We start from the raw sequence: 20,853 nt of genomic DNA, 5'->3' as shown, positions 1-20,853 counted from the left end.
ACTGGTTACACCGGTGAAGACGGCTTCGAAATCTTCGTGGACAACGATGCCGCTTCCGCCCTGTGGCAGTCCATCGCAGCCGCTGCCGAGGACGGCGAGCTGATCCCCGCCGGACTGGCCTCGCGCGACTCCCTCCGCCTCGAAGCCGGCATGCCGCTCTACGGCAACGAGCTCTCCCGTGAAGGCAACCCCTTCGCGGCAGGCTTGGGCCCGGTAGTTTCGCTGGCCAAGGAAAGCGACTTCGTGGGCCGTGCTGCCCTGGAGGCTCTGAAGGCCGAAGGCGCCGGTTCCACCAGCGGCCGCAAGCTGGTTGGCCTCAAGGGCCTGGGCCGCCGCGCCGGCCGCAGCCACTACCCGGTCCTCAAGGACGGCGTGGTTGTCGGCGAAGTCACCTCCGGCCAGCCCAGCCCCACCCTCGGCTACCCGGTGGCGCTGGCCTATGTCGACGTCGAACACGCAGAACCCGGCACGGCGCTGGACGTAGACCTGCGCGGCAAAGCAGAACCCTTCGAGGTCGTCGCCCTACCGTTCTACAAGCGCGCCAAGTAGTCCACCTGGAAATCCCCAACCGAACAACAAGTCTTGTGAACTAGAAGAGAGAAGGAAATGAGATGAGCAAAGTAGCTGCCGAGTTGAAGTATTCGGCTGAACACGAGTGGGTTGCCTCGGATGGGGCTGGGCCTGAGGGGATTGGGATTTCCGCGGTTGCTGCGGATGCCCTCGGCGATATTGTGTACGTTGACTTGCCCGAGGTCGGTTCGGCTGTGACTGCGGGGGAGACCTGCGGCGAGGTTGAGTCCACCAAGTCCGTATCGGACCTGTACTCCCCGGTGACGGGCGAAGTCACGGAAGTGAACTCCGCCGTCGTCGACGATCCTGCGCTGATCAACAACGATCCGTATGGTGCGGGCTGGCTTTTCAAGGTGGCCGTGATCGAACATGGCCCGCTTATGTCCGCTGAAGAGTACGCAACCGCCAACGGTGGCGAGCTGTGAGCGCCGCAACCGGGGCCGCAGGCACCGAGAACGCTGTGTTCGAGCAGGTAATTTCGCCCAGCCTGGACACGCTCTTGTCCGAGCTGGATCCGGAGATCGCTGCGAAGATCGACGACGAGCTGAACCGTCAGCGTTCAGGCCTGGAAATGATCGCGTCCGAGAACCACACCGCCGTGGCCGTCATGCAGGCGCAGGGCTCGGTTCTGACCAACAAATATGCCGAGGGCTACCCGGGCAAGCGTTACTACGGTGGCTGCGAGCACGTGGACGTCATCGAGCAGCTCGCGATCGACCGGGTGAAGGCCCTCTTCGGTGCCGGGTACGCGAACGTGCAGCCGCACTCCGGTGCCCAGGCAAACGCTTCGGTGATGCACGCCCTCATTAAGCCGGGTGACACGATCATGGGCCTGAACCTGGCGCACGGCGGGCACTTGACCCACGGCATGCGGATCAACTTCTCCGGCCGCCTGTACAACGTCGTGCCGTACCAGGTCCGCGAAGAGGACCACCGGATCGACATGGCCGAGGTGGAGCGCCTGGCCCTGGAGCACAAGCCGGCGCTGATCGTGGCCGGCTGGTCCGCGTATGCGCGCCAGTTGGACTTCGCCGAGTTCCGCCGGATCGCGGACCTGGTGGGCGCGTATTTGATGGTGGACATGGCGCACTTCGCCGGCCTGGTGGCCGCCGGCCTGCACCCGTCCCCGGTCCCGCACGCTCACGTCACGACGTCCACGACGCACAAGACCCTCGCCGGTCCGCGCGGCGGCATCATCCTGACCAACGACGCCGACATCGCCAAGAAGATCAACTCGGCTGTCTTCCCGGGCCAGCAGGGTGGTCCGTTGGAGCACGTGATCGCCGGTAAGGCCGTGGCCTTCAAGATCGCCGGCTCGGAAGAGTTCAAGGAACGCCAGGAGCGCGTTCTGGCCGGTGCCCGGATCCTGGCCGAGCGCCTCATCCAGCCCGACGTCACTGCCAAGGGGATCTCCGTGATTTCCGGTGGCACGGACGTGCATTTGGTGCTCGTGGATCTGCGCAACTGCGAACTCGACGGCCAGCAGGCCGAGGACCGCCTCGCCGAGATCGACATCACCGTCAACCGCAACGCGGTTCCGTTCGACCCGCGCCCGCCGATGGTGACCTCCGGTCTGCGGATCGGCACCCCGGCACTGGCAACGCGCGGATTCGGCGAGGCAGCGTTCCGCGAGGTTGCGGACATCATCGCCGAGGCACTGATCGCCGACGCCGACGCGGACCTCTCCGGCCTGCGTCACCGCGTGGAGGCCCTCGCCGCCGCGCACCCGCTCTACCCGGGCGTGGCGAACCTCAGCTGAGGTTCTCCATTGGCCCGTTGGGTCCGGCAAGCCTGTCGGATCCAACGGCCCGCCGGGGCCGCGCCGCTCACCTTCCCACCGCCCCCGACCACATATCTAGTTAGGAAACCGCCATGGGCGGCCTCGCCGTCAACATCGTCGAATGCGGACGCCCGAGGTTTTCCATCCAACGGAAGCTGATCGGTCTACGTTGAGCCGCCCGGCGTAAGCTCGTAACGGATGTCAGTGCCGCCGTCGAGCAGTATTAGTTGAGCAGCACAACCCTCAAAAAGAAGCAAACAGAGGCAGGCAATCCGTTGAACGCCCTGGCAGAGATGTTCAGGATCGGTCCCGGCAACAAGGACCACCACCCTGCTGTGCGCTGCGCGGTGGGCGTCTTCCTGCCATTGATCACCCTCGTGTTGTTCGGACGGCTGGACCTTGTAGTCTTCGCCAGCTTTGCCGCATTCACGAATATCTATGGCCGCAACGAGCCGCACAGCCACCGGTTTCGAAGCCAGCTCCGAGCAGGTTCGCTGCTGCTGGCCATCATCCTTCTGGCTACCCTGACCGCCCGGGTTGGACAGGGCACGGACGCGTACGTGTGGATCCTCACGCTCGGCACCACGTTGGTTGCAGCATTTTGTTCCGTAGTGACAGCACTGTGGCGGCTCCGCCCGGCAGGTTCCCTGTTCCATATTTTCGCTTTCGCCGCGATCGCCTCCGTTCCGCAGCAGCCGCCGCTCTGGGAAGGGATGCTCGCCGCCGTGTTGACTGCGGTGTTGGCATTGCTGATCGGAATGTCGGCGCAGCTGGTCCCGAGCCACCGGACGCCTTGGAAGCGGCCGCTGGCGGAACGGCTGTTGCCGCAGGAAATCCGGGCAGCGTGGTTGGAAGGCTTGGGCTACTTCGTCGCCGCCGGGTTGGCCGGAACACTTGCCACCTTGGCTGGTCAATGGCTCGGGTTCGGACATGGCTATTGGGCCATGGTGGCAGCGGTGGTTCCTTTGGTGGGCCGCAGCACCCGGCACCGGGTGCAGCGGGGCATCCAGAGAATCGTCGGTACCGTGTTGGGTCTGCTGGTGTTGGCTGGCATCCTCTGGCTAGGTCCGGCGCCGTGGCAAATGGTGTTGGTCATTGCCGTGTGCCAGTTCGGAGCCGAGCTCTTCATTGCCCGCCAGTATCTCGTGGCACAGATCTTCGTCACGCCGCTGGCGCTCATTTCCACTCTGCTAGTGGCCAACGTCCCGCCTAGGCTCTTGCTGCGGGACCGCATCGTGGAGACGGTGATCGGGGCCGTCGTCGGAGTCGTGGTGGTATTGGCGCCGACGGCGTGGTCCCGGCTCCGGGCCGAGCGCGCTGAAGAAATTCCATTCGAAAACGAAGCCGGTTTCAGCTAGGCGTTTCCGATTGGGCCGCCGTGTGGGACCTTGTGTAAGGGGACTTATCATTTCCACATGCCCCCATCAGCACATTCACCTGGAGAACGCGCCATGCTCCCTGCAGATTCCACCCCGACCACCATTGACCAAATCCAGAACCTGATCCTGGAGAGTACCGATTTCGAGGACTTCCTCAATGAATTGGCACGGTTTTCTGCCCACCAGATGGCGGGCGACGGCGATGATGCGCTTTGCGGGATCACGCTGTTGCGCCAGCGCAAGGCCGTCACGGTTGGGTGGAGCAGTGATGTGGCCCGCGAAGTGGACGAGATCCAGTATTCCTTGGCCCAAGGGCCATGCCTGACAGCCGCCGAAGAGGAACGGGAAGTCCACGTCCCGGATCTTCTTGAAGAGGATCGCTGGGGCCCTGACTATGCGACTGCTGTTGCGTCCTACGGACTGAGGTCGGTGCTGTCGTTGCCTTTCAACCTCGAGGGAGAGGCGAAGGCCGCGCTCAACCTGTACTCCGAAGCCCCGTACAAGTTCGACGAAAGGGCCACCGAGCGCGCCCGGGGGTACACCCGCGAGGTATCGCAGGCCTTGCGTCTTGCCGTCAGGTTCGCACTCCACGCGGACAGCGCCAAGAATCTCCGGGCGGCGATGGAGTCCCGCACGATCATCGACATCGCGGTGGGAGTTGTCATGGCACAGAGCCGCTGCAGCCAAGAGGACGCTGTCCGGATCCTGACAGACGCCTCAAGCAATCGCAACGTGAAAATGCGCGATATCGCCAAGTCCTTGGTGGATTCTGTCGACGCGGCGGGCACCCTGACTCATTTCGAGGAACCGGACCGCCGCCAGGGACGCAACCGGGCGGGATGAGTCCGGACTTATTCGGTGGGGCAACGCGGGTTGTGCAACAGGGTGCCACAGGCTACGCTTCTTGAGGTTGAGCAGCCGGCCATAGACACCCTTTTTTGGAGTACCTATGGACCGCAGATTGCACGCCCTCGTAAAGTTCGATGTTTCTTCGGACGCAGTTGAGATAGACGTGCGGGGGAGCCTCAACGAGGATTCCCGCCCCGCCCTCGTTCACATCGTCCGCCGGATCCGGCGAATGGGCATCACTTCCCACATCAGAGTGGGCTTTTCCCGCGCCGCGCTTGTGGAATCGCAGGCCTTGGCGGGACTCCGTAACGACCTCAACTCGATCGACGGTGGGGCCACGGAAGTGGGACTTGCCACTGGATCCGGAGTTTCACTGGAATTCATGTATCGGCCTGCCGGCCTTCCCGTTGAGGCCGAGCCGGGGTCGAAATTTGTCGAGATCACCGGCGAGTTCGCCGCCTCGATCGATGCCGGGGGTTTCCAGCCACTGGACAAGTACTCCGACGACGAACTTCTCGCCGCCAGCGATTTCGCTTTTGGGATGCTGGACCAGCCCGCCACCCATGCAGGCCCGGAGTTGCTGGCGCATTACGACGCGATTGGCATGGAAATCTCGCGGCGGAACACCCAGGATGCCAAGGCGGATCCCGTTGAGAAGACCCTTACGGAAAGCGCGCCCGCCTCTCCGGCCGAGCCTGTGTAAGCTGGAGCGTGGAACCATTCAATGGAATCCATAGGAAGGTGGGAAGCGCCCCGTGGCCAACTCCGCGTCCGGCGATTCCGTGGTGGATCGCATCGTCCGGATCATTGAAGCTTTCCCGGAAGGCTCCACGTCCCTGCAGCTTTCCGAACTCGCGGACACTGCCGGCTTGCCGCTCACAACCGCCCATCGCTTGGTCCGGCAACTCGCCGATCATGGGCTCCTGGAGCTGGCCTCTGGCGGAAATGTCCGCCTGGGCCTGCGGTTGTGGGAACTCGTCAACCGCAATTCACCCACCCTCGCCCTCCGGCAAACCGCCTTGCCATTCATGGAGGACATCCAGCAGGTCTTGAACCAGAACGTGAACCTCGCCGTGCTGGACGGCTGGGAGGCGTTGTTCGTTGAGCGGCTGTCCCGCCGGGGATCCGTGGCAAACCGCGCCCGTGTGGCAGGCCGCATGCCCGTTCATATTTCCTCGGCCGGGCTCGCGCTGATGGCGAACCAGCCACGCGAGCAACAGGCTGAGTACCTCAAGCAGTTCAGCGATCCTGCCGGAAAGGTGACGGCCGACGTCGTCCGTCACCTTTTGGCCGAAACCGCCCAGCAAGGGTACGCGCAGCTCGCCGGTGTGGTGGATCCGGACACGTGGGGCATCGCGGTGCCGGTCGTGGACGGTAAGCGGCGCGCTGTGGCTGCGCTCGGCGTCGTGGTTCCGCTTGCTGAGATGCGCCTTCAGGCGCTGGTCCCGGCGCTGCAGACCGCGGCTCGCGGCATCGGGCGGCAGCTCGGGCAGCAGCGGAAGGCTTAGCGAATTTCCGTTGAACGGAATTTGCCTAACATCGACCATGCGGTGGGGGTCACACTGATCAGCAGAACCCACCGCAGCCCTCCAGCAGCGGTTCCGCAATGAAGCGAGGAACACGCATGGCACGCAAGATCATCACCACCCAAGTAGCCATCATGGGCGCGGGCCCGGCCGGCCTCATGCTCTCCCACCTGCTGGCCAAGTCGGGGATCGAATCCACTGTCATAGAGGTCCGCAGCCACCAGCAGATCGCCGAAACAGTCCGCGCGGGCATCCTGGAACACGGCTCCGTGAACCTGCTTGTGGAAAGCGGCGCTTCCGACCGCGTATTGCGCGACGGCGACAGGCACGACGGTATCGAACTGCGGTTCAACGGGGAAAGCCACCGCATCGACTTCAAGGAACTCGTGGGGGAATCGGTCTGGCTATACCCGCAGACCGACGTGTTTCTCGACCTCGCCGCACGGCGAAAGAACGACGGCGGTGACGTCCAGTACAGCGTCACGGACACCACCATCCACGACCTCGAAGGCAAGCCGAAAGTCTGGTTCACCGACTCCGAGGGCCAGGAATTCGAGATCCGGGCGGACTTCCTGGTGGGTGCCGACGGATCCCGCAGCCACTGCCGCTTCCAGATCCCGGAAGCGAACCGTAAGTGGTACTTCCACGAATACCCGTTCGCCTGGTTCGGCATCCTGGCCCAGGCTCCGCGCAGCTCGGATGAACTGATCTACGCCAACTCCGAGAACGGCTTCGCACTGATCAGCCAGCGCACCGAGAATGTGCAGCGCATGTACTTCCAGTGCGACCCCAAGGAAAACGTGGCCGACTGGGACGACGAGCGCATCTGGTCCGAATTCCGCAAGCGCGTCAACGGAAACGGCTTTGAGCTCAAGGAGGGGCCGGTCCTCGAAAAGATGGTCCTGCCGTTCCGCAGCTTCGTCCACACCCCAATGCGCCACGGGAACCTGTTCCTCGCCGGCGACGCCGCCCACACCGTCCCGCCGACTGGTGCCAAGGGGCTGAACCTGGCTCTCCACGACGTCAAGGTGCTCTTCGAAGGCCTCGAGTCCTTCTACTCAAAGGGTTCCAACGCGCTTCTCGAGTCATATAGCGACCGTGCCTTGGAACGCGTCTGGAAGGCCCAGCACTTCTCCTACTGGATGACGTCCATGCTTCACACTGTTCCAGGTTCGGACGACTTCGGGAGGGCGCGCCAGCTCGGCGAGCTCCACTCCGTGGTCTCCTCCCCGCACGCGCGGGCGTACTTGGCGGAGTCGTACACGGGCTGGCCGGGGGCGAAGTAGCCCCGCCGATCGACGCGCGGACTGAACGCTTGTCGACACTCCGAATGCCTGGCGCGACCCTGAATGCCTGGCGCGACTCCGAATGCCTGGCGCGACGGAAATTCGAGTGTCGTCAGGCCTTTTCCGCGTCAGCCAGCAATTTGCGCGTCGCCCGGTACCAGATGCCCCAGCTGGCTTCCCAGACCTCGCCGGGTTCCAGCCAGCGCAGTCCTTCGCCGCTGTTGAAGGCATCGGCGGGTGCCGTCATGGGTTCGACGGCGACGGCGGTCACCATGCCGCCGTGGGTGGCGAACTCCGTAGTGGTGAAGGCCTGGACATAGCCGAAGGAGGCATCCATGAACAGCTGCACTTGGCTGCCATCGGGCGCCTCCAGATAGTGCAGGGAGCTTCCATCGTCGTCGCGGCGGACATCGCCCCAGGCGTCGTCGAGGTCCACGGTGCCAACTACCTGGCCTGTGCGGAAATCGTTCCGGGTTCCGCTGACGTCCGTGGTGACTCCGCTCGGGTTCAGGCGTTCGTCCACCTCGATGTGGGTATCGGCGTTGATGTAGAGCGTGAGCTCCTCCGTCGGTACGCTGCCCAGGCGGAGGAACGGATGCGCGCCCAGCGCGACCGGCGCGGATCGGTGGCCCGTGTTTTCCAGGCGATGCGTGACAAGCAGCCCGTCCTCCACGAGCTGATAGCGGACCGACGTCGCCAGCTCAAAGGGGTATCCCGGCTGCGGTGAGAGCCCGGCGTCGAGCGTGACGCTGTCCGCGGTGAGCGCACTAAGTCCGTACGGGGTGCGGGTCAGCAGCCCGTGCAACGCATTGCCGTTTTCTGGCTCCGTGATGTCGAGTTGCTGGGCAACGCCGTCGTAGCTCCACGTGCCCCCGGCCACCCGGTTCGGCCACGGGACCAGGACCCAGCCGGCGCACCACGGCGGTTGGGCATCGGCAGGGTAGTCCTGAACGAGGGCCACACCGTCGACGTCGAGCTCCCGCAAGCTCGCGGCGACTTCCGTCACTACTACGCGCTGGCTGCGGCCGCCGATGCTCGCCGTGAGTTCAAAGTGCTCGCCCATTGGTGATGGTGCGCGGTGACGCGGCGCCTGATTGGGCGGTGCCTGATTAAGCGAGGGTGCCTGATTAAGCGAGGGTGCCTGATTCAGCATGGTTGGCCTGACTAAGGAGTAGGAGTAGGGAAGACGCCCGCTGGGTCCGCGAGGAATTGCGTGAAGGCCAGTTCGGCGGCTCCGATCATCATCAGATCCGAGCCGAGGGCGGCTCGGTAGATCTTCACCTGGCCTGCCGGTCCGTCCATGGCCTGGGACCGGAGCAGGTTGTCCAGCGTCCCTGGCGACAGAGCGTGCAGGACACCAAGGAAGCCATCCAGGACGATCGCTTCCGGGTTGAAAGTGTTCACTGCGTTCCGTAGGGCCAGGCCCAAATATTCGAGCTGGCGTGCGACTTCCGTGGCCACGGCTTCGCTGCTGCTTCCACGAAGCGCTTGCTCGAGTTGGCCCGCATCGCCACCACCCAGGCCGGCGATTTCGAAAAGCGGCGACTGGGACACCTCGGTTTCGAGGCAGCCAGTGGCACCACAGTGGCAAGCCTTGCCGGACGAGCGGACAAAAGTGTGTCCGAGTTCCCCGGCGTAGCCCGAAGCTCCGCGAAGCAATTCCCCGTCAGCGATAATTCCGCCGCCGATGCCGCTGGCTCCTCCGTTGAGGTAGACCAGGTTCTTCTGCCCCGCCCCGGCACCGAAGAGGAGCTCACCTTCCGCGCCCAGCGATGCGTCGTTCGCCGCGTGGCAGGGGTAACCGGTGGCTTCGCTGAGCATCGCGGCCACGGGCACATTGCGCCAGCCCAGGTGCGGGGCGTGCCGCACCACGCCGTCGTCGCGGTTGACGAGCCCGGGCACTGCGATGCCCACGCCCTTGACCCGATACGAAGTGTCGAGTTCGGACCGCATCCCGGCGATCACGGCAGACGCAATGTTCACGGCTTCCTTGGCCGTCGGGATTCGCTCGGTGTCGAAACGGATCTTCTTCTGTACCTTCCCACCGAGGCCGACAAGACCGATAGTGACAGCGTCGATCTCCGGGTTGACCGCAAGGGCAGCTATGGATGGCCGAGGATGAACGATGGGGCTGGGTCTACCCACTTGGGATTCACCCGAGGGCGCCGTCTCATACACCACTTCCAGGTTCACGAGTTGGGCTATCAACGTCCCTACCGTGGACCGGTTTAGGCCTGTGCGTTTGGTCAGCTGGGCGCGGCTGAGCACGCCGTTGTGATGGACCAGGGATGTCAGCAGGGCCAGGTTGTTTCGCCGCGACGGATCGGGCTCGCTGGCTGTGGCGGGATTTCGGGTGGGGGAGGGCATCATCGCGACAATATCAGCTCCCAAACACCGTGCGGTCCAGGAAGGTGTTGCGGAACTTTCCGGAAGGATCCAGTCGGTCGGCCAGAGCGATGAAGTCGCCGAAGCGGGGGTATAAGGGCGCGACGGCGGCAGCACCGGCGTTGAACAGCTTGCCCCAGTGCGGCCTGGCGGCGAACGGGGCAAGTTCTTTTTCCAGCAGCGGCAGGATGGCCTCGACCGCCGGCTGGTCCTGGCGCCAGGTGAAGTGCAAACCGATGCCGGCGCGGCCGTAGTTGGGGCTCAGCCAGAGTTGGTCCGCAGCAACCGTGCGGATCTCGCCAATCAGGAGCAGTGGAGTCACCACGTCGGAAAGCCGGCGCATGGTGCGGAGCGCGTCCACGGCGTGCTCCCGGGGGATGAGGTACTCGCTCTGGAGTTCGTCACCCTGGCTCGGAGTGAATTCCATCTTGAAATGGGCCAGCCTGTCGGACCATGGCCCAGGGATGCCGAGCTGCTGGGTGCAGTTGCTTCCGGAGACGCCGGGAAGGGGATGCCGGGCCTCGGTTGCCGGAGTACCGCCGAAGAAATCTGACGTTTCCAGGGCTGGATCGATGCTGCGCCTTTTGAGCCAGGCCTGGCCGACTGTCTCTCCACTCCAGTCGGTGAAGAGGCTGACGCTATAGGCGGAAGAGGTTATTTGGTCGAAGCTATCCAGGACGAGATTCCAGTTGAGGTTTTCGAAGACGCTCTGTGCGACGTCGAAGCTTGGTTGGATGTCCAGGGTCAGCTTGGTGACGATGCCAAATGCGCCGAGCCCCACCACCATGCCGTCAAAGTCGGCGTCGCCGCGGCGCGCGGTGTGGATGCTGCCGTCCGCAGTGACAAGCTCAAGGCCCGCGACGGCAGTGGCCAGGTTGCCGTTGGCGTCCCCGGAGCCGTGCGTGGCAGTGGCGACAGCTCCGGCGACGGATATGTGGGGGAGCGATGCCAGGTTGTGAAGGGCGAATCCTTGACGCTGGAGTTCCGCCGCGAGCGTCCCATACCGCGTACCACCGCTCACCGTGACGGTCATGTTCGCCGCATCCACGCTGATGTCCGGATCAAGTCGGTCCAGCACAACGAGGGTGCCGGCTGTGTCCGCGATGGAGTTGAAAGAATGCCGCGAACCCAGCGCCCGGATCTGCCGGGCGCTTGCCACCAGCTCCTGAAGTTCCTCCACGCTTGCGGGGTGGGCGATCTGCGGTGCCTGGTAGCTGTAGTTTCCTGCCCAGTTGCGTTCCGCCACCAGCTGATCAGTCACGGTTGAATCCTTCGTTCAGGGGCCTCGGTTCAGAAGCCCTCGGCCTTATTTGATGTTTACAACAACATAACAGCGCGTCGGCTGCCGCACCAGAACTTTCGCGCACTTTCGAGTCGACTGTCCCAAAGTTTTGTTGGCGAAGGTGGTTGACATCACACGAATTCGTAATATGTTGGATAGCGAAACAATTGGCCCTAGCGGGCAAAGCCACCCAACTACTCGGAGCACTCAATGACGATTCAGCCCACCCGTGAAGACAAGTTCTCGTTCGGCCTTTGGACCGTGGGATGGGAGGCGCAGGACCAATTCGGCTCGGCCACCCGCCCGCCTCTGGACACCGTGGAAGCCATCAACCGGCTCAGCGATCTTGGTGCCTACGGCATCACTTTCCACGACAACGACCTGTTCCCCTTCGGCTGCTCGGCGGCCGATCGCCAGCGCGAAATCGACCGTCTGCAAGGGGCCCTCAAGGCCACAGGGATGATCGTTCCCATGGTCACCACCAACCTGTTCAGCCACCCCGTCTTCAAGGACGGCGGTTTCACCAGCAACGACCGGGGCGTCCGCCGCTTCGCCCTGCGCAAGGTGCTGGACAACATCGATCTCGCCGCTGAACTCGGCGCCGAAACCTTCGTGATGTGGGGCGGCCGTGAAGGCAGCGAATACGACGCCGCCAAGGACATCCGCGGCGCCCTGGAACGCTACCGCGAGGCCGTGAACCTGCTGGGCGACTACGTCACGGACAAGGGCTACAACATCCGCTTCGCCATCGAACCGAAGCCGAACGAACCCCGCGGCGACATCCTGCTCCCCACCCTGGGCCACGCCCTGGCATTCATCGAAACACTGGAACGCCCGGAGCTCGTGGGCATCAACCCCGAAACCGGCCACGAGCAGATGGCAGGCCTGAACTTCACACACGGCATCGCCCAGGCCCTGTACCAAGGAAAGCTCTTCCACATCGACCTCAACGGCCAGCGCAGCATCAAGTTCGACCAGGACCTGGTGTTCGGCCACGGCGACCTGCAGAACGCGTTCTCCTTGGTGGACCTGCTCGAAAACGGCGGTCCCGACGGTGGCCCGTCCTACCAGGGCCCGCGCCACTTCGACTACAAGCCCAGCCGCACCGAGGACATCGACGGCGTGTGGGACTCTGCAGCCGCAAACATGCAGACCTACCTGCTCCTCAAGGAGCGCGCCAAGGCATTCCGCGCCGACCCCGAGGTGCAGGAAGCCCTCCAGGCATCACGGGTGGCCGAAATCAACGAACCCACCCTGAACCTGGGCGAAGGCTACGAGCAGCTGCGGGCGGACAGGTCCGCCTATGAGGACTTCGACGCCGACGCCTACTTTGGCGGCAAGGGCTTCGGATTCGTCAAGCTTCAGCAGCTCTTCATTGAGCACCTACTCGGAGCGCGTTGATCTCATGACGCTGGTTGCCGGGGTTGATTCCTCTACTCAAAGCTGCAAAGTGGTGGTCCTGGACGCGGAAAGCGGTGCGCTCATCCGTTCGGGCCGGGCGAGCCACCCGGATGGAACAGAAATCCATCCGGACGAGTGGTGGCGGGCGCTTTCCGAAGCGTTCGACGACGCCGGTGGCCTCGCCGATGTCAGCGCACTGTCCGTGGGCGGCCAGCAGCACGGCATGGTGCTGCTGGACCGCGAAGGCAATGTGGTGCGGCCGGCGCTGCTGTGGAACGACACGCGCTCGGCCGGATCCGCCGAGGACCTCACGGCCGAAGTGGGGGCGGAAGACTTCGCACGGCGGACGGGGCTGGTGCCCGTGGCATCCTTCACCATCACCAAGATCCGGTGGATCAGGGACCACGAACCCGAAAGCATGGCCAGGGTGGCCGCCGTCGCACTTCCCCACGACTGGCTCACATGGCGTCTCCGCGGTTACGGCCCGGCGGGCTCCAGCCCGTTGGGGCCGCACTTGGACGAGCTGACCACCGACCGCTCGGACGCCAGCGGTACCGGCTACTGGAGTCCGCTGACCGGACGCTACGATCTGGACCTGTTCAAGCTGGCGTTTGGCCAAGACGCCCGGGAAGCCTCGGGCAGGACAGCGACGGCGGCGCCCGGCGTCGTCGTTCTTCCCCGCGTGCTGGGCCCGGGCGAAACCGCAGGCCGCGTGCACCCGGCGTGTTTCGGTGGCGCAAGCGATGCGTTGGGTGGCGGAATCCTGCTCGGTGTCGGGGCGGGAGACAACGCCGCCGCGGCACTGGGCCTCGGAGCCAAACCCGGCGACGTCGTCGTGTCCGTGGGCACCAGCGGCACCGTGTTCGCCGTTGACTCTTCACCGGGGCATGATGCGAGCGGGACCGTTGCAGGCTTCGCGGATGCCAGTGGGGAGTACCTGCCGATCGCCGTGACGCTGAACGCCGCCCGTGTGCTCAGTTCGGTTGCGGCAGTGCTCGACGTCGACTTCGACGGGCTTTCCCGGCTCGCCTTGGAGGCCGAACCTGGTGCGGGAGGCGTGGTGCTGGTGCCGTACTTCGAAGGGGAACGGACGCCCAACCTGCCTCATGCGAAGGCCAGTTTCCATGGCCTCAGCATCGCCTCCACCACCCGGCCAAACATCGCGCGGGCGGCCATCGAAGGCATGCTGTGCGGGCTCGCTGGAGGGCTCGATGCGTTGCGTACCCAAGGCGGCCGTGCGGAGCGGTTGCTGCTGATCGGCGGTGCCGTGCAGAATCCTGCCGTGCAGCGGATTGCGGCGCAGGTGTTCGACCTTCCCGTCGTGGTTCCAAGCCCCGGCGAATACGTGGCCCGCGGCGCTGCCGTCCAGGCGGCGTGGGCGTTCGCAGGGCACCGACCGGACTGGCCGGTGGCGGTGGATGCCGCGCCCCGGCCGGATTTCCGGGCTTCCATCCCCCAGAACTACAGGAAGGCCAGTGCCTGCATTGATACCGGCAACTGAACCGCTGCTCGCCAGGACACCGCTTCTTGATTCCAAGAACCAGGACCCTGTGCCTGCATCAGGAAGTCCCGTCCGGTGGGGAGTCATTTCCACCGGGCGGATCGCCTCCACCGTCGTCAGTGACCTTGCGCTGCTGCACGACGCCGTTCTGCAGTCCGTCAGTTCCCGGACCCAGGAAAACGCGGAGGCGTTTGCTTCCGAACACGGCTTCCAGAGCGCCTACGGTGACGACGGCGGGCTTCCGGGGTACCAGCGTCTGCTCCAGGACCCCGCGGTGGACGTGGTTTACGTGGCAACGCCGCACGCAAGCCATTACGCTGTGGCGAAGGCGGCCCTCGAAGCCGGGAAGCACGTCCTGTGTGAGAAGCCGCTGACCATCAACGCCAGGGAAGCGGAGGATTTGGTCCGGCTGGCCAAGGATAAAAGCCTGTTTCTGATGGAGGCCGTGTGGACCCGATTCCTGCCCAGCGTGCAACGGGCCGCGGAAATCATCGCATCCGGCGAACTCGGCGAGGTCCGGTGGCTGCAAGCTGACCTCGGATTTCCGGCGCCGCACAATCCAGAATCCCGGTTGTGGAGGCGCGAAGACGGGGGAGGCGCCCTGATGGATGTGGGTGTGTATCCCTTGACCTGGGCGCTGATCAGCCTGGGACGCCCCCAGTCCATCATGGCTACGGCACATCTCACCGATGGCGGAGTGGATTCCGAGACCGCGCTGACGCTGTCCTATTCCTCCGGTGCCCAGGTCCAGGCCATGACCTCGTTGACCGCATCAACACCACAAACGGCGACTGTGTGCGGCACGAAGGGGATGCTGCGTTGCAATGCCCCGCTGTTCAATCCGACCGAGCTGACCATCACCTCCGGCTCCGGAGAACAACGGGTGGAGAAATTCACCCTGGCCGGCCATGGCTACACGTACCAGTTGCGCGAAGTGATTCGCTGCCTGCAACAGGGCCTTCACGAGTGCCCCACGATGCCGCTGGCAGATACATTGGCCACTATGGCCTTGCTGGACGCGGCGCGTGCCCAGGCGGGAATCAAGTACCCCGCGGACTAAGGCGGGGCGGCGCTCGCGATAGGACGTTCACCATTGGCTGAGTATCGCCCCTTGCAAGGAAAAAAGCTCTCAGATCCCACCGCAGAACCATTGGTATTGTCGCCGATCCGGACGGCCGGGGCGCGACTCATGTCAGCTCGACGTCCCTAATCGGCATTCGCTGCCCCAGTTTCTCCCAATTCGTCGTCAACGTGCGCCCATGACTCGAATGACTCCGGGCCTCGGTACCCACATGCTGAGCAAACATCCGACTGGAGCCAACCTTGTTCGCCCTCCCGCACCCTGATGTCGCCATCAACAACGAGGCGATATGAACCGCATTTCGGACACCGGCGAGGTGGCGTCCTTTTGACCTTGACGATAGCTGTTGAGTACATGTGGAAGACATGCGCGGTCGCGTCCAGGAGCATCTCGGCGTCCCATTCCGTCGCGTTTGAGTCATGCTGGAGACTCACAGCAACGTCCCAGGTCTTGTCAGCAATCTCCCCTAGGTAGCGCCGCATTCGACCTGTGGAAAGGCACTGCGAGTACAGGGTCGCCCAGCCCTTGAAGTCGTTGACCTTCGGTTTCACCTCCGGGACGGTGATCCAGCCCGCTTCTTGATGCTCACGTCCGAATGCCAGCAAAGCTTCACGGCATTTGATTGCTACTCCTTGGTAGTCCTCTGCCTCGCAAGCTGAGTCCATCGCTGCAACGGCAGCTTCGTAGCGCCTCCAGGCCCCGCCGACTTCTTCAGCCTTTTCGCCGTCTATCTCAACACGATCACGGTTCATCACGCGAAGCATCAGGCCAACATGGAACGAGAAAGCGACATCGTACTCAGGGAAAGACTCCTGAGAGTACAGATTGGTCGGGCTTGTGATGACCCACCATCGCTCCTTCGGCATGTGCACGTCGTAGATCTCATAATCGGTGCCCATTAGCCGATAGCTGCCTACCTTCTGCACTAGCGTGACTTTGGTGTCGGGATCGTCCGGGTCATCCTCATTCCTGGACTGGCCTTCGACGTAGCGCCGGATGTCTCGTTCCTCGTGCTTAGGGAGTGTCTCGGCCATATGGTCACTATAGGAGACGCCGACCGCTGCAGGTCGTTCAGGGGCCACGCACCCGACGTCTAGACGACGGGTGCGACTTCGCCCCAGGGCCAGCTTAGGCTTCGAGGGTCAGCCGGCGGTCTTCTTCCGGAAGGGGTCTTCCGCCGGACCCCAGAGTGCTCTCGCGGAGGATGAGGCGGGGCTTGAGCGTGAGGATGCGGTGCTCATGGTGGGGATTCCGGATCTCGTCGAGTAGAAGGCTTATTGCTTCCGCGCCCATCGTGTGACCGTCCTGGGCAACCGTAGACATGGAAATGGCGACTTCGGTGGCGAACTGGTTGTTGTCGTAGCCGATCACAGCCACGTCTTCGGGCACGCGCAGGCCTCTTGCCATGAGCTCATGGATAACCCCCGCCGCGATGCGGTCTGAGGGCGAAAGGATTCCGTCCGGCACGCGATCCGCTGGCCGGTCCGTCACTTCGGCAGCGATCTTGCGCCCTTCATCACTCTTGAGGCGACGGGAGGGGATGATCTCGAGGGTGGCGTTGCCGGCCTCCATCACAGCCCGAAGGGCGCCATTGCGCCGTTCCTTGATGGCGTGGAACTCCTCGGGACCACCGGCAAACAGCAGGCGGCGCCGACCGAGTTCAATGAGGTGCCGCGCGGCCATGTAACCGCCGTGCTCCTCGTCCGAGAGGACTGCGCAGCAGTCCTGACGGCCGCCAGCATAGTTGACCAGGACTATCCTGCGTCCGTGCCGGCGGACCCGGTCAACACCTTCCAGGCTTGCGTTCAAAGGCGTGAACAGAATGCCCGCCACCCGTGCCTCATCGAAGATATCCAGGTACGACTCCTGGCGCTTGAAGTCGACGTCGCTGTTTGCTAGGAGGAGGGCGTGGCCCGAGGTGCGCGCCTGGTCTTCGGCGCCCCTGGCAATGTCGACGAAGAGTGAGTTGTCGATGTCTGTGAGGACCAAGCCGACGGTACTGCTGCTGCCCGCCGCGAGCGAACGGGCGGCGCTGTTCGGGACGAAGCCGAGCTGCTCGACTGCCGCGCGGACCTTCTGGAGCGAACGTGCCGAGACCTTTTCCGGCTTGTTCAGCGCGTGCGACACGGTTCCCAGTGATACTCCGGCGAGGCGCGCGACGTCCTGCATGCTGGGGGCCCGGCCCCCGTCTGCGGTCTGACTAGTCACGCGGTTCGTTCCTCAACTCTCTCGATCCGGCCATCTATCCCGTGCCTCGTGACGCTGCGTTGTTCATGGATCACAATGCCTGGCATCCTAAAGCGCTTCATTTTCGGACTTCAAGTAAGGATAGAAGGCCCCGTGGACGCGGTCAAGTCGGTAAACCTTGGCTGAATCAGAATTAAATCGTTTCAAAAGGTATTGACGTGGATCACATCGCACCCCTACTCTGGATCCAGATGAAGCGCTTCAATTACCAAAGTTTCTACTCGATGGAGAGATTCCCGTGATTCGTTGGATCAGCACCCCGGTGCCCGCATTGCCTGGAGGGGCGCGATGAGCTCGGCAGAGAGCCGGTCGCTGGCGGTGGCCGAGGCTGCCGCGCCCGTTCCGCCCCTTGACCGCCGCACCCGGAAGTTCACAGCACGGCGCATCGGTACGGTCCCTTGGTGGTTCGTGGTTCCGGCCCTCGTCTTCTTCCTGTTCGTGGTCCTGTGGCCAAGCGTGCAGGGCGCCGCCTACGCGTTCACCAACTGGGACGGCCTCTCGGCCACCAAGGACTTCGTGGGCCTGGCCCAGTTCGAACGCCTTCTCAAAGACCCCGGGGGCGTCGGCGCCGTCGTCCACACGCTCCTGATCGCCTTCGCGATCACCGTGGTGCAGAACCTCATCGGGCTTCTGCTGGCGTTGGGCGTACACAGCAAGATCAAGAGCCGCAACATCCTGCGCGTGGCCCTCTTCACGCCGGCAGTGATTACGCCGGTGGCCACCGGGTACCTGTGGAAGTACCTCATGACCCCTGACGGGGCGATCAATCAGCTCCTGGGGTTTTTCGGTCTCGGCGCCCTGCAACACGACTGGCTTGGAGATGCCGACGTCGCCCTGTGGTCCATCGTCGCTACGGTGGTCTGGCAATTCGCCGGCTACTCCATGGTGATTTTCCTGGCAGGCCTGCAAGGAGTTCCCGAGGATGTCCTCGAGGCCTCCCGGATCGATGGCGCAGGCCCGTTCCGCCGGTTCTGGTACGTGGTGCGCCCGGAGCTGGCTCCAGCGATCACCATCAACCTGATGCTCTCGATCATCGGCGGACTGAAGCTGTTTGACCAGGTGTGGGTCATGACCTCCGGCGGCCCCGGAACCTCGACAGACACCATGTCCACCCTGATCTACAAGAACGCGTTCCAGTTCGGCGACTTCAGCTACGGCATCGCCATGGCCCTGGTCCTGACCGCCTTCGTCGCGATCCTCTCCACCGCTCAATACAAGCTCCTCGGCAAGCAGGGAGGCACCAAGTGAACCGCTACACCTGGCAGACGTTCATCCTCGAGGCCGTCATGGTCCTGGTCGGCGTCCTCTTCTTCCTCCCCGTCTACATCCTTGTCAACCTGGCCCTGAAGACGCCGGACGACCAGTCCTCGCCCCTGGCGCCGGTCACCAACATCACGTTCCAGAACTTCTCCGATGCGTGGAGCCAGGCCAACCTGGGCCAGGCCCTCCTGACCAGCGCCTTCGTCACCGTGTTCAGCGTGCTGATCATCGTGGCCATCTCGGCGCTGGCCGCTTACCCTCTGGCCCGGGTGACGAAGAGATGGTCGAAGTGGCTGTTCTTCGTCTTCATGCTGGGGCTGCTCCTGCCCTTCCAGCTTGCCCTCATCCCGCTGTACACGACCATCCGGGACCTGGGCCTGCTGGGCAACCCGATCTCCCTCGTCCTGTACTACGCCGGCCTGCAGGTGCCGTTCTCGGTCTTCCTCTACACCGGTTTCATCCGGGCAGTTCCCCTCGACTACGAGGAGGCCGCCGCGATCGATGGCGCAGGTCCACTGCGGAGTTTCTTCTCGGTGATCTTCCCCCTGGTGCGTCCCATCACCGGTACGGTCATCATCCTGAACGTCCTTCACGTCTGGAACGACTTCCTGACCCCCTTGCTGTACCTGAGCGGCAGCAGCCAGCAGACCGTACCGGTCGCACTGTTCTCGTTCGTCAGCCAGTACGTCTCGCAGTGGAACCTGGTCTTCGCCGGCCTGGTCATCACCATCGCCCCGATCCTCATCGCCTACTTCGCGATGCAGAACACCATCATCAAGGGCTTCGCCAGCGGTCTCAAAGGTTAGGCCCGCACATCACTCGCGTGGCGCCGTCGGCTTCCACGCCCCTACTAAGCAGCGCCCTCGCTGCAGTTCAAAGGAGAGCAACACAATGCACAAGAAGAGCCTTCTGGCCCTCTCGGTCGCCGTCGCCGCGGCCCTCGGCCTCACCGCCTGCAGCGGAGGCAGTTCCAACGCCGGTGCCGGGGGAGGGGACGGAAAGACCCTGACCCTCGCGGCCACGACCAACGAAAAGCCCGCCCTCGACGCCGTCGTGGCCAAGTTCAAAGAGCTGAACCCGGGCGTCGACGTGAAGTTCACGACGTCGGCCCTGGACCAGTACCAGACCACCACACGCACCCAGCTCTCCTCGGGAACCGCCCCGGACGTCGTCTTCGTCTGGCCGGGGGACGGCAACCCCATGGCCACCCGCGTGGTCGGCAAGGCCGGTTTCCTCGAAGACCTTTCCAGCCAGTCCTGGGCGAACAGCTTCCCGGCCGGGATCAAGCCGGTCACCCAGTACAACGGCAAGACCTTCAGTGCCTCTGTCACGTTCTCCGGTATTGGCGCGGTCTACAACATGACGGCCATGACCCAGGCGGGCCTGACCCCGCCGACCACCTGGAGCGGTCTGCTGCAGTTCTGCTCCGCCGCGAAGGCCAAGGGTAAGGCAGCCTTCGAGCTGGGCGCGCAGACGAACTGGGTCACCCAGCTCATCCCGTACGCGTTGACCCCCACCCTCGTATACGGCCCGAACCCGAACTTCCCGCAAGACATGACCGACAAGAAGGCCACCTTCAGCGACTCGAAGTGGACCGACGCGCTCAACAAGTACGTCGAGATGCAAAAGGCCGGCTGTTTTCAGGCCAACCCCCTCGGCACTGACTACAACGCCAGCCTTGCCGCCGTCGCGAAGGGCGAAGCCCTCAGCGTGGTCCAGGTGAACTCGGCCGTCGCCGCGATCACTACGCAGGCACCGAAGGGTACCGAGCTGACCATGCTCCCGGTACCTGCCGGCGACAACGCTGCAGATACCCGTATGGCAGGCGCCGCCGGGTCGACCTACGGGGTGAACGCGCACGCCAAGAATAAGGACCTCGCGATCAAGTTCGTCAACTTCCTCGAGAGCCCTGACGGCATGAACCTGTACGCCCAGACCAACAAGGCCCTCCCGGCGGTCCCGAACGATAGCTTCAAGGTTGATCCGGCCCTGAGCACCCTGCAGCAGTACCAGAAGGGCGGCAAGACCGACGCGTTCATGGACCAGAACTGGCCCAACGCCCGTGTCCAGCAGACCCTCTTCCAGGTAGTGCAGGATCTCTTGGCCGGCAAGACGGACGCTAACGGCGCCCTGAAGCAAATGGACAACGCCTACACCTCAGGCTCCTAGGCCTCCTCGGCCCGCACGCGGGCCATAACCCGATCACCTGGCGGGGGGGGGGGGGGGGGGGCGCCCCCGCCCCCCCCCCCCCCCCCCCCGCCCACAACAGCGGGTGGCCCACAGCACCCCCCGCCCCCCCCCCCCGC

At 64.0% G+C, this 20,853-nt stretch carries 19 protein-coding genes; 14 read left to right on the top strand and 5 right to left on the bottom strand.

Going from position 1 to position 20,853, the window contains the following annotated elements; translation table 11 throughout:
- From OOZ51_RS21250 to OOZ51_RS21215, 8 genes are all read left to right on the top strand, one after another.
- Positions 1-549, top strand: a 549-nt coding sequence (locus OOZ51_RS21250; protein ID WP_323054821.1) for a glycine cleavage T C-terminal barrel domain-containing protein, incomplete at its 5' end; no start/stop codon positions are given.
- A gap of 62 nt (positions 550-611) precedes the next feature.
- Positions 612-995 (top strand): glycine cleavage system protein GcvH, encoded by a 384-nt coding sequence (gcvH, locus tag OOZ51_RS21245; RefSeq protein ID WP_265981906.1) that lies wholly within the window; start codon positions 612-614, stop codon positions 993-995.
- Complete coding sequence (gene glyA / locus OOZ51_RS21240; protein WP_323054820.1) at positions 992-2,329, top strand: serine hydroxymethyltransferase; 1,338 nt, start codon at positions 992-994, stop codon at positions 2,327-2,329. Before gcvH ends, glyA begins: the two co-directional genes overlap by 4 nt.
- Before the next feature lie 296 nt (positions 2,330-2,625).
- Positions 2,626-3,708, top strand: coding sequence for an FUSC family protein (locus tag OOZ51_RS21235; protein ID WP_265981910.1), 1,083 nt, complete (start codon positions 2,626-2,628; stop codon positions 3,706-3,708).
- 93 nt (positions 3,709-3,801) lie between these two features.
- Positions 3,802-4,572: a GAF and ANTAR domain-containing protein gene (locus tag OOZ51_RS21230; RefSeq protein WP_265981905.1), complete on the top strand. Its 771-nt coding sequence runs from the start codon at positions 3,802-3,804 to the stop codon at positions 4,570-4,572.
- 106 nt (positions 4,573-4,678) lie between these two features.
- Positions 4,679-5,281, top strand: coding sequence for a hypothetical protein (locus OOZ51_RS21225; RefSeq protein WP_265981904.1), 603 nt, complete (start codon positions 4,679-4,681; stop codon positions 5,279-5,281).
- Positions 5,282-5,333: 52 nt separating this feature from the next.
- Complete coding sequence (locus tag OOZ51_RS21220; RefSeq protein WP_265981903.1) at positions 5,334-6,086, top strand: IclR family transcriptional regulator; 753 nt, start codon at positions 5,334-5,336, stop codon at positions 6,084-6,086.
- A 116-nt stretch (positions 6,087-6,202) separates the two neighbouring features.
- The gene (locus OOZ51_RS21215) at positions 6,203-7,390 is read left to right on the top strand and encodes a 4-hydroxybenzoate 3-monooxygenase (protein ID WP_265981902.1); all 1,188 of its coding nucleotides are present in this window, start codon (positions 6,203-6,205) and stop codon (positions 7,388-7,390) included.
- A gap of 112 nt (positions 7,391-7,502) precedes the next feature.
- Here OOZ51_RS21215 and OOZ51_RS21210 read toward each other — a convergent pair whose 3' ends face one another.
- From OOZ51_RS21210 to OOZ51_RS21200, 3 genes are all read right to left on the bottom strand, one after another.
- Entirely contained in the window at positions 7,503-8,453 is a 951-nt protein-coding gene (locus tag OOZ51_RS21210; RefSeq protein ID WP_265981901.1) for an aldose 1-epimerase family protein, read from the bottom strand.
- A 101-nt stretch (positions 8,454-8,554) separates the two neighbouring features.
- A complete protein-coding gene (locus tag OOZ51_RS21205) occupies positions 8,555-9,760 on the bottom strand; it encodes an ROK family protein (protein ID WP_265981900.1) in 1,206 nt (401 codons plus the stop codon).
- Positions 9,761-9,770: 10 nt separating this feature from the next.
- Positions 9,771-11,036 (bottom strand): FAD-binding protein, encoded by a 1,266-nt coding sequence (locus OOZ51_RS21200; RefSeq protein ID WP_265981899.1) that lies wholly within the window; start codon positions 11,034-11,036, stop codon positions 9,771-9,773.
- Between the two features lie 231 nt (positions 11,037-11,267).
- Between OOZ51_RS21200 and xylA the strand changes: the two genes are divergently transcribed.
- The 3 genes from xylA to OOZ51_RS21185 are packed head-to-tail and all read left to right on the top strand — an operon-like array spanning position 11,268 to position 15,019.
- The gene (gene xylA, locus OOZ51_RS21195; protein WP_265981898.1) at positions 11,268-12,458 is read left to right on the top strand and encodes a xylose isomerase; all 1,191 of its coding nucleotides are present in this window, start codon (positions 11,268-11,270) and stop codon (positions 12,456-12,458) included.
- Positions 12,459-12,462: 4 nt separating this feature from the next.
- Positions 12,463-13,959, top strand: a complete 1,497-nt coding sequence (xylB, locus tag OOZ51_RS21190) for a xylulokinase (protein ID WP_265981908.1) — start codon at positions 12,463-12,465, stop codon at positions 13,957-13,959.
- On the top strand, positions 13,934-15,019 hold the full coding sequence (locus tag OOZ51_RS21185) for a Gfo/Idh/MocA family protein (protein ID WP_416346416.1): 1,086 nt from the start codon (positions 13,934-13,936) through the stop codon (positions 15,017-15,019). Before xylB ends, OOZ51_RS21185 begins: the two co-directional genes overlap by 26 nt.
- A 146-nt stretch (positions 15,020-15,165) precedes the next feature.
- Here the strand turns inward: OOZ51_RS21185 and OOZ51_RS21180 are convergent, their stop codons facing one another.
- Together OOZ51_RS21180 and OOZ51_RS21175 are read right to left on the bottom strand one after the other, a co-directional pair.
- On the bottom strand, positions 15,166-16,074 hold the full coding sequence (locus tag OOZ51_RS21180; RefSeq protein WP_265981896.1) for a hypothetical protein: 909 nt from the start codon (positions 16,072-16,074) through the stop codon (positions 15,166-15,168).
- Between the two features lie 94 nt (positions 16,075-16,168).
- The gene (locus OOZ51_RS21175; protein WP_265981895.1) at positions 16,169-17,248 is read right to left on the bottom strand and encodes a LacI family DNA-binding transcriptional regulator; all 1,080 of its coding nucleotides are present in this window, start codon (positions 17,246-17,248) and stop codon (positions 16,169-16,171) included.
- A gap of 327 nt (positions 17,249-17,575) precedes the next feature.
- Here OOZ51_RS21175 and OOZ51_RS21170 point away from each other — a divergent pair, with 327 nt between their 5' ends.
- The 3 genes from OOZ51_RS21170 to OOZ51_RS21160 all read left to right on the top strand — a co-directional run bounded on the left by OOZ51_RS21170 (position 17,576) and on the right by OOZ51_RS21160 (position 20,716).
- Complete coding sequence (locus tag OOZ51_RS21170) at positions 17,576-18,535, top strand: carbohydrate ABC transporter permease (RefSeq protein WP_265981894.1); 960 nt, start codon at positions 17,576-17,578, stop codon at positions 18,533-18,535.
- Positions 18,532-19,353, top strand: a complete 822-nt coding sequence (locus OOZ51_RS21165; RefSeq protein ID WP_265981892.1) for a carbohydrate ABC transporter permease — start codon at positions 18,532-18,534, stop codon at positions 19,351-19,353. Before OOZ51_RS21170 ends, OOZ51_RS21165 begins: the two co-directional genes overlap by 4 nt.
- Positions 19,354-19,438: 85 nt before the next feature.
- A complete protein-coding gene (locus tag OOZ51_RS21160) occupies positions 19,439-20,716 on the top strand; it encodes an ABC transporter substrate-binding protein (RefSeq protein ID WP_265981890.1) in 1,278 nt (425 codons plus the stop codon).
- Positions 20,717-20,853: the final 137 nt, after the last annotated feature.

This window comes from Arthrobacter rhizophilus, from assembly GCF_026241105.1.
Lineage (GTDB): Bacteria > Actinomycetota > Actinomycetes > Actinomycetales > Micrococcaceae > Arthrobacter.
The sequence above is the reverse complement of the archived record's forward strand: the minus strand, read 5'-3'. Positions and strand labels throughout refer to the sequence as shown.

Bases quoted from the DNA above. Each gene is read 5' to 3' on its own strand.
- gcvH (WP_265981906.1), top strand. From the start codon at position 612: ATGAGCAAAGTAGCTGCCGAGTTGAAGTATTCGGCTGAACACGAGTGG.
- OOZ51_RS21230 (WP_265981905.1), top strand. From the start codon at position 3,802: ATGCTCCCTGCAGATTCCACCCCGACCACCATTGACCAAATCCAGAAC.
- OOZ51_RS21225 (WP_265981904.1), top strand. From the start codon at position 4,679: ATGGACCGCAGATTGCACGCCCTCGTAAAGTTCGATGTTTCTTCGGAC.
- OOZ51_RS21215 (WP_265981902.1), top strand. From the start codon at position 6,203: ATGGCACGCAAGATCATCACCACCCAAGTAGCCATCATGGGCGCGGGC.
- OOZ51_RS21210 (WP_265981901.1), bottom strand. From the start codon at position 8,453: ATGGGCGAGCACTTTGAACTCACGGCGAGCATCGGCGGCCGCAGCCAG.
- OOZ51_RS21205 (WP_265981900.1), bottom strand. From the start codon at position 9,760: ATGATGCCCTCCCCCACCCGAAATCCCGCCACAGCCAGCGAGCCCGAT.
- xylA (WP_265981898.1), top strand. From the start codon at position 11,268: ATGACGATTCAGCCCACCCGTGAAGACAAGTTCTCGTTCGGCCTTTGG.
- xylB (WP_265981908.1), top strand. From the start codon at position 12,463: ATGACGCTGGTTGCCGGGGTTGATTCCTCTACTCAAAGCTGCAAAGTG.
- OOZ51_RS21180 (WP_265981896.1), bottom strand. From the start codon at position 16,074: ATGGCCGAGACACTCCCTAAGCACGAGGAACGAGACATCCGGCGCTAC.
- OOZ51_RS21170 (WP_265981894.1), top strand. From the start codon at position 17,576: ATGAGCTCGGCAGAGAGCCGGTCGCTGGCGGTGGCCGAGGCTGCCGCG.
- OOZ51_RS21160 (WP_265981890.1), top strand. From the start codon at position 19,439: ATGCACAAGAAGAGCCTTCTGGCCCTCTCGGTCGCCGTCGCCGCGGCC.